The organism is Microcystis sp. LEGE 08355, assembly GCF_015207185.1.
GTDB lineage: Bacteria > Cyanobacteriota > Cyanobacteriia > Cyanobacteriales > Microcystaceae > Microcystis > Microcystis panniformis.
Window position 1 is genome coordinate 1 of the sequence record NZ_JADEXI010000177.1, and the last position, 8,102, is coordinate 8,102.

8 protein-coding genes are annotated in these 8,102 nt (G+C 38.4%); 6 read left to right on the forward strand and 2 right to left on the reverse strand.

What is annotated here, in order from left to right; genetic code table 11:
• Positions 1-212 (reverse strand): DNA cytosine methyltransferase (locus IQ242_RS10955; RefSeq protein WP_193959994.1); only part of this gene is annotated, 212 nt, incomplete at its 3' end.
• 663 nt (positions 213-875) lie between these two features.
• Here IQ242_RS10955 and sppA point away from each other — a divergent pair.
• Together sppA and IQ242_RS10965 are read left to right on the forward strand one after the other, a co-directional pair.
• On the forward strand, positions 876-2,687 hold the full coding sequence (sppA, locus tag IQ242_RS10960) for a signal peptide peptidase SppA (protein ID WP_193959995.1): 1,812 nt from the start codon (positions 876-878) through the stop codon (positions 2,685-2,687).
• Positions 2,688-2,744: 57 nt separating this feature from the next.
• Positions 2,745-4,904, forward strand: coding sequence for a ComEC/Rec2 family competence protein (locus IQ242_RS10965; protein ID WP_193959996.1), 2,160 nt, complete (start codon positions 2,745-2,747; stop codon positions 4,902-4,904).
• Here IQ242_RS10965 and IQ242_RS10970 read toward each other — a convergent pair.
• The gene (locus IQ242_RS10970; protein ID WP_193959997.1) at positions 4,894-5,424 is read right to left on the reverse strand and encodes a universal stress protein; all 531 of its coding nucleotides are present in this window, start codon (positions 5,422-5,424) and stop codon (positions 4,894-4,896) included. The genes IQ242_RS10965 and IQ242_RS10970 overlap by 11 nt on opposite strands.
• A gap of 472 nt (positions 5,425-5,896) precedes the next feature.
• Between IQ242_RS10970 and IQ242_RS26105 the strand changes: the two genes are divergently transcribed.
• From IQ242_RS26105 to IQ242_RS10985, 4 genes are all read left to right on the forward strand, one after another.
• Positions 5,897-6,124: a hypothetical protein gene (locus IQ242_RS26105; protein WP_228020930.1), complete on the forward strand. Its 228-nt coding sequence runs from the start codon at positions 5,897-5,899 to the stop codon at positions 6,122-6,124.
• An 89-nt stretch (positions 6,125-6,213) separates the two neighbouring features.
• Positions 6,214-6,570, forward strand: coding sequence for a phosphopantetheine-binding protein (locus IQ242_RS26110; protein ID WP_228020931.1), 357 nt, complete (start codon positions 6,214-6,216; stop codon positions 6,568-6,570).
• A gap of 85 nt (positions 6,571-6,655) precedes the next feature.
• Positions 6,656-7,042: a hypothetical protein gene (locus tag IQ242_RS10980; RefSeq protein WP_193959998.1), complete on the forward strand. Its 387-nt coding sequence runs from the start codon at positions 6,656-6,658 to the stop codon at positions 7,040-7,042.
• A 2-nt stretch (positions 7,043-7,044) separates the two neighbouring features.
• Entirely contained in the window at positions 7,045-7,989 is a 945-nt protein-coding gene (locus tag IQ242_RS10985; protein WP_193959999.1) for an NAD(P)-dependent alcohol dehydrogenase, read from the forward strand.
• Positions 7,990-8,102 lie beyond the last annotated feature (113 nt).

Here is an 8,102-nt window from a genome sequence, read left to right on the forward strand (position 1 = left end):
CTGTTGAGATAGCTAATAAAATTTTGTTGATAAACTTGGATGGCCTGTTTATCAATTTCTGAATAGCCTAAACAACGTCCTCCCAATTTCTCCAAAGCAATTCTAAAACCACCGATTCCCGCAAATAAATCGACAAAACGATACTGGGGATGGGTGATAACTAGATGTAGGGGTAATTGGGTTTGTGTGCTGACTTTAACTGTGGTTTTCAAGGGTCAATAATTCCTTTTCACCGTCTGGGAAGATGCCTATCTGTATTAATTATTTTAGTATAACTTAAGAGTTTTTTTTCGGTATTTTCAGCCGATAGAGGCACGACAATAATAGACCTCTAACCCACATTCCGCACTTCCAATTGTAGTAAGCTGTACTGAATTTAAACTGCGGATTGAAAATTTTAGTACAAATGCTCAAACTTCCTCTCCCTGCTCCCTTCTCCCTTGCAGCCTTAACGAGCAATTTAGATAGTCAACAGCTTATGACTGGTAGCATATAAAATGAAAATAACTTAAGTATTTATACTTATGCTCTTCGGGCAGAAAAAGTGAGAAACTAAAAAAGTTCTCAAAAAATATTCAAGTCAAGAAAAATGTCAAAGATAGAAGTTAAAAATCTAGACCACTTTTGTTCTAGAGCGAAAACAATTGACAAAAATCGCCAAATATCTTTCTCTATAAGGGTTTCATCCCTCGAACCAGTTTTTGCGTCAAAGCCAGCTGAACAAGATTTCTTTGACCGAATTTGGTTCTCTCGCATCCGTGTCTTAACCTGTCGGTGATTCAGCAAGATGTGTCAGGCAGTCAGATAAAAAACTTGTTTCTGGGCGGGGAATCCCTACAATAGGAAACAGGATAATTAGTAGTAGATGAAAACCGATGGGTCAGTTTTTTAAACAAACTTTCGCTAGTTGCTTGGGAACTTTATTGGGATTATTGGTATTTTCGTCTCTAGGTGTGGGGGGATTAGCATTTTTACTGCTTTCTTTCCTGATTTCTAGCGATAGCTCCTCAGTTAAGGAAAAATCAGTCTTAGTCTTTAACTTAGCCACCAATATCAGCGATGCTCCCCCTAGTTCAAGTTTAGCCGATAGTTTGACCAGTGAGAGTCGGACCACTTTAAATTTACGACAGGTGATAGCGGCGCTCGAAAAGGCCGCCCTTGATGATAGTATTGTCGGTCTGTTACTCTACGGTCGCAACAATGTCGGTGAATATGGCTATGCTACCCTGACGGAAGTGCGGCAAGCTTTGGCAAAATTTCGCCAATCGGGTAAAAAAATTATCGCCTACGATGTGGAATGGACGGAAAAGGAATATTATCTCGCTTACGTTGCTGAAAAGGTGATTATTAATCCCGTGGGGAGAATGGAAATTAATGGTTTAAGTAGTCAACAAACCTTTTTTGCCGATGCACTAGAAAAATATGGTGTGGGGGTACAAGTGGTAAAAGTGGGTTCTTTTAAAGGTGCGGTGGAACCCTATACGCGTCAGGATTTAAGTGTCCAGAATCGTCAGCAGCTGCAAACTCTACTCGATACAATTTGGTCTAATTATAGTTCCACAGTGGCCAAAAGTCGCAATTTAACGACCCAAGAAGTGCAAACTATTTCCGATACTCAAGGTATTCTGGAAGCAACCATGGCGAAAAAGGCGGGTTTTGTTGATGAAGTGGCCCATTTAGATCGAGTAATTGCTTTAGCAAAGGATTTGACAGGAGAAGCAAAAAATAAAACTAATCAGGAGGAAAACTCTGGCTCCTTTTCGCAAATTTCTTTAGCTAATTATGCTAGTTCTCTCGATGAGGAGGAAAATAGTAGCGATCAAATAGCGATAGTTTATGCAGAAGGGACAATCGTAGAAGGTCAGGGAGATAGAGGCGAAATCGGTGGGGATAAATTGGCGAAGGAATTGCGAAAATTACAAGGGAATGAGGAGGTGAAAGCGGTAGTTTTGAGAATTAATAGTCCGGGGGGAAGTGCCACCGCTTCTGAGGTGATTCTGCGGGAAATTAAGCGTTTAGATGCGAAAAAACCGGTAATTATTTCTATGGGTGATGTGGCAGCTTCTGGGGGTTATTGGATCGCCATGGGGGGTCAAAGAATTTTTGCCGATAATGATACAATTACTGGTTCGATCGGTGTGTTTGGATTATTGTTAAATATCCAGAAGATTGCTAATAATAATGGCATCGATTGGGATACGGTGAAAACTGGAAAATTGGCCGATATATCTACTATTACCAGACCGAAAAATCCCCAAGAATTAGAAATTTATCAAGCGGCAGTTAATCGGTTCTATGATTTATTTATCGAGACGGTAGCCAAGGGGCGAAAATTATCCCCAGACAAGGTTAGAACTGTGGCCAAAGGTCGTGTCTGGACGGGAAAAGATGCGGTTAAAATTAGTTTAGTTGATCAAATTGGTGGTCTAGAAGTGGCAGTACAATACGCGGCCAAAACAGCTAAATTAGGAGATGATTGGAGTCTTAAAGAATATCCTCGCTCGCAAAGTTGGCAAGAAGAACTTGTCTCTAATTTCTTGCAAACCTATCTTCCTCCTCTAACTAAAAATAATCACCCTTTGACGCAGGAATGGCAAAATTTTCAGCAGGAATTATTGAAGTTACCTACATTTAACGATCCCCATAGTGTTTATGCTAAGTTACTTTTTAATCTCGATTTTCGCTGATACTTAGGTAAAAATAATGCCCGCTAATTCTGAAATTATTTGACGACAAAAATTTCTATGAATCGCCCTAATAGCGTTATTCTTGGTTTAGCCTATATTTTGGGATTATTATCTACAGGTCTGCTAGATTTTAGTCCCCAGTTAAACCGATGGCAAGAAGTGGTAATTAGAATTGTTATTATCAGTCTAATTACCCTATTAACCACGATTTTTATCCGTCGTTTTTGGTGGCAAAGTCCCCCTAGAAAAATTTGGCTGATGGGGGGATTAATAGCTATATTTGCCGTTGTTTATCTAGAAATTCGTACTCCTTACCCCGCTGGGAATGATATCAGTCATCTTTTAAAAAATAATGTGGTTAACTCTATTAAAATCACCGGCAATATTATATCAGAAATTCGTCTCAATCGCCGAGAAAATTTACAATTTTGGTTAGAAGTAAAAGAATTTAGCCTCAAGAATTTACCGACAGAAAAATCCACAGGTAAACTCTACGTTACTCTACCAAATCTAGGAGGAAATCAGGTTTATCCCGGACAAGAAATAACAATTAAAGGATTACTTTATCGTCCCCGTCGTGCCAATAATCCCAATGCTTTTGACTTTGCTAATTATCTGGCGCGTCAGGGTGCTTTTGCTGGTTTAAAAGGGGAAATAATTATCGATAAAAAATCACCAACTTGGGGAATTTGGCAGATTCGTCAGCGCATTGTTGAGGCACAAATTCAAGGAATAGGCCAGGAAAAAGGGACTTTATTAAGTTCGATTACCCTCGGACGACAAGCGGTTAATTTGCCAGCAAAAATCACTGATTTATTTATTAAAACTGGATTGGCTCACATTTTAGCAGCTTCTGGCTTTCATGTGGCTATTTTGTTGGGATTTGTTTTAACTGTTACTCGCAATTTATCCCCTAAAAAACAGTTCACTATTGCCGTTACTATCTTAATAATTTACGGCACTTTAACAGGGTTACAACCTTCAGTGCTGCGGGCGATTTTGATGGGAATTGGGGCATTAATCGGTCTGCTTTATAATCGACAAGTTAATAGTTTAGGTTCCCTGTTACTAGCGGCTACAATTCTATTATTATGGCAACCTCTCTGGATTTGGGATTTAGGATTTCAGTTAAGTTTTTTAGCGACTTTGGGATTAATTATTACCGTTCCTTTACTGAAAAATAAAATTGACTATTTCCCTAATTTAATCGCTGAACCTATAGCTATTAGTCTAGCTGCTAGTCTCTGGACTATGCCTTTATTAATGTTTACGTTTAACTCGATCGCTCTTTATAATATCCCCATTAATATTATCACAACTCCCCTAGTTACCCTGATTAGTTTAGGAGGAGTTTTTACTGCCTTTTTAGGCTTAATTTATCCCCCTTTGGGCAGTATCGGTGCTAGTATTCTCTATTACCCTCTAGAGTTATTACTGCAAATTACCAACTTTTTTAGTCTGCTTCCTTTTAGTACCTACTCCACAGGTAAATTATCCTTAGGAGTGATGTTAATTATTTATATTTGCCTTACCTTAATATGCTTTAATATCTGGTTTCGTCAACGGTGGCATTTAATCGGTTTATTTATCCTCACTTTAATTTTAATACCGATTATTTATCAGCATTTAACTTTAACTCAGGTGACAGTTTTAGCCACCAAATCGCAACCGGTAATCATTATTCAAAATCGAGGAAATACTCTCTTAATTAATGGGGAGGAACCCGCAACAGCACGTTATACAGTTTTACCTTTTTTGCGACAGGAGGGAATTAATCAAATACAAGGAGCAATAACCGTCAATAGTTCGGCGCAATTCTCAACTATCAGTGAGGACATACCAATCAAAAAAACTATTACTTTATCCCAGTTAGAAAAATTTAATCTCGGCGAAATTACTGGACAATTGCTCGAGAAAAATTTATTTAAATTTCAGGTAAAAAATCAATCTTGGCTCTGGATTATCAACCCGAAAAATCCCGTTAATTTATCCCAAGAATTCAGCCCCCTAGTGTTATTATGGCAGGGAAGCAATCTAGATAAACAATGGTTAGAGTCCATTCGACCTCAAACAGCGATCGCCGTCACCAACAATCTCTCCCGTAATGCCAGAAATCAACTGAGAAAGGCCCGGATTAAGACTTACTGGACGGGGAGAGATGGTGCGATTCAATGGACAGCAAAAAATGGATTTCAACCCTTTCTAATTAATGAGTGATATGTACCACCAAAACCGAACAGGGAGCATGATGTACCACATAATTACTGACACTACCTAAGATTAACTCAGATAAACCCGATCGACCGTGACGACCAACAATAATTAAATCTATCCCCTCTTGCTGGGCAACTTGACAAATTTTCTGTCCCGGATCACCGATATAATAATCAGCCCGGGCTATGATATTATCCTCCTTAGCTCGATCGACTAAACCGTTTAACCAAGCTTGTAATTCCGCTTGCATTTCTTCGGTGATTTGTTGTTCTAAGGCGATCATATCGGGGGGATAACCGCCACCATAACCGATCAGATTACCATAAATAAAAGTTTCCGTGTAGGGAGTCAAAGGTTGAGACAGACTATAAATAATTCGCAACTCACTAGCGTAGGTTTTCGCTAAGAGAATAGCCGTATTCAATACCTCTGGATTGGGATCTTGATAATCCACAGCCACGAGAATTTTATTATAGAGTTTGTTGGTATCTCGATCGACTGAGATTGTTTCCGTATTATCCATAGAATTAGCCTCCTCGATAGTAGATAACGTCAGGGTTGAAGTTAATCTTTTTTCCCATCGGCTGCCAGCAATACCCTGGGGAAATAGCCAAAAATTGCTGAAAGCTGATGACTGATAGTTGACGCTCCCCTACCTCTAGTGTGACATTTTTCGGATGATGTAGCTAAATCCCCAAAAAAATTAACAATTTGGGGAGACTCCGAGACGATACCCTAGGGTTGATTCAAGGTAGGGTTGATTCAAGGTAGGGTTGATTCATGAATCAACCCTACCCAAACCCCGGAGCGCATTAGCTTTTCGGTGGGATGCTTACAGCCAGATGCTGATACATTTGTAATCATCTAAGAGTCACTGATAATTGCTGATTGTCGGTATTTCTGCAAATGTGAGATGCACCCCTAGATTTTTTAGAAAAGTATTTATCTTAAGATACAATATGGTTGAGATTTTTTGCAGCAGAGGAACTACTCAAATGAATGAAGATAGCAAAAATTATGAGATGCAAATTCTGGCAATGATGATCAATCAGTATTTGGATGATATGGTATCTCTGAGTGAAGAAAAATTAAATCAGCTAGAGGCAAACCGCGATCAGATTGTTTGGGATTTAGCCACAAAAATTTACAAGGAAAGTGGTCATAAAGTAGAATTTCATATAATACGAAACTTAATTAATTCTAGAATTAAAGTTATGAAATAATCGATGAAGAGAAAGCTATTAAAATAGCAGAACAAAAAGCTAATGCTGTTATTAACGATAAAAACAATGATGATACCGAGAAAATAACAATGTTACAAGAATTGGCTGGAGATGAACGAAAACTGGCAATTTTCATCAAAGTTCAAGAGATAATTAGTTATCAATTAGAGGTGGAAAAGTCTGAGATACATATTGATGATGAACTATTTTATTTAAAATCTAAGGAAACCCTCAGTAGTTATAGTTCTTCTAGCTTTTATAGTTCTTATGGTTCTTGTAGTAATGGTTTATTAGTCTCAAATTGGGGAGGAGATGAACTTGATACAGTTGAATTAATCATGACTTTAGAAGAAGAATTCGATCTTGAACTTTCAGAAGAAAAATGCCAAGAATTTACAACAGTGAAAAAGCTAGTTGATTATCTGGCTGAAAATTTAGGCAAGTAACAATCTTAATTTTTACCAAAATATCTCAAGTTATCAGCCAAATATAGCTATAATCCAATTAGAGCGAGTTCTAAACCAACAACTTATGATTAGTCGCTACATTGTCCTATGGCTCCCGATGATTGTAATAGGAGTTAGTAACGGTATCCTCCGAGAAACCACCTACGGAAAATATCTCGATGAACTACGCGCTCATCAAATTTCCACCCTGACAGGAATCCTCTTTTTTTGTCTTTATATTGGCACTCTTGTCTATTTTTGGGGTCTAGAATCGTCCGGTCAAGCAATTACTATCGGTTTAATTTGGTTAGTATTAACAGTGGGTTTTGAGTTTCTGTTCGGTCATTTTATCGCCGGTCACTCTTGGTCAAGATTAGGTCAAGATTATAATCTTTTAGCGGGACGAGTTTGGATTTTTGTTCTCTTGGTCATTACTTTTGCTCCTTTACTATTTTATCAACTTTTTTCTTAATTATGAAAGCTATTATCATTAATCGCTATGGCGATAGTAATGTTCTCCAATACACAGAAATAGAAAAGCCAATTCCCCAAGCAAAGGAAGTCTTAATTAAGATTATGGCAGCGGGAATTAATCCGATTGATTGGAAGATTCGTCGGGGAATGCTCAAAATAGCCACAGGTAATAAATTTCCCCTGCAATTAGGTTTTGATTATGGGGGAATTATCGTTGAAAAAGGTAGTCAGGTGGAGCGATTTCAGATCGGAGATGAGGTTTTTGGTTTTCTCAATCAATTACCCGGTAGAACCTATGCTGAATATGCAATTATTCCCGCTTCCCTATTAGTTAAAAAACCGCATAATCAGAGTTTTATTGAAGCTGCTGCCACCCCTTTAGCTGCTTCTACCGCTTTGCAAGTCTTGCGCGATTTTGGCAATATTCAAGCAGGAAATCGGATTTTAGTTAATGGTGCATCGGGAGGAGTGGGTAGCTTTGCTGTGCAGATAGGAAAATTTTTCTCCGCGCAAGTAGATGGAGTCTGTAGTAGCAAAAATATCGATTATGTCACCTCTTTAGGAGCAGATAAAGTTATAGATTATACCCAAGAAGATTGGAGAAAAACCGATCAGAAATATGATCTAATCTTCGATGCTGTGGCTAAGTCTTCTTTTTGGCACTGTCGTCAGCTTTTAAAACCCCAAGGCATCTATATAACCACCCTACCAAATCCTGGAATTATCCTCTTAAATTATCTCACTGCTTGGTTGCCCCAAAAAGGGAAAGTGATATTTTTTGCTCAAGCACAAGCGTCTGACTGGCAATTTCTCAAAGAAGCGATCGAATCGGGTAAATTAACTGTTAGAATCGAGCGCACCTATACTTTTTCCCAGGTGGCAGCAGCTCATAATTATAGTGAATCGGAAAGAGTGCGCGGAAAAATAGTCTTGATCCCCGATTAAGGATAAATAGTTAGGGTTTGCTGAATAAATCTGAAAACCTTGTTGGGTAACACTTTTAGACCTTTTGTCAATCAAAAAGTACCAGATATGGGAGTGATCGGGGGGAAAATACC

Bases quoted from the DNA above. Each gene is read 5' to 3' on its own strand.
- IQ242_RS10970 (WP_193959997.1), bottom strand. From the start codon at position 5,424: ATGGATAATACGGAAACAATCTCAGTCGATCGAGATACCAACAAACTC.
- sppA (WP_193959995.1), top strand. From the start codon at position 876: ATGGGTCAGTTTTTTAAACAAACTTTCGCTAGTTGCTTGGGAACTTTA.
- IQ242_RS26110 (WP_228020931.1), top strand. From the start codon at position 6,214: ATGTTACAAGAATTGGCTGGAGATGAACGAAAACTGGCAATTTTCATC.
- IQ242_RS10980 (WP_193959998.1), top strand. From the start codon at position 6,656: ATGATTAGTCGCTACATTGTCCTATGGCTCCCGATGATTGTAATAGGA.
- IQ242_RS10985 (WP_193959999.1), top strand. From the start codon at position 7,045: ATGAAAGCTATTATCATTAATCGCTATGGCGATAGTAATGTTCTCCAA.
- IQ242_RS10965 (WP_193959996.1), top strand. From the start codon at position 2,745: ATGAATCGCCCTAATAGCGTTATTCTTGGTTTAGCCTATATTTTGGGA.
- IQ242_RS26105 (WP_228020930.1), top strand. From the start codon at position 5,897: ATGAATGAAGATAGCAAAAATTATGAGATGCAAATTCTGGCAATGATG.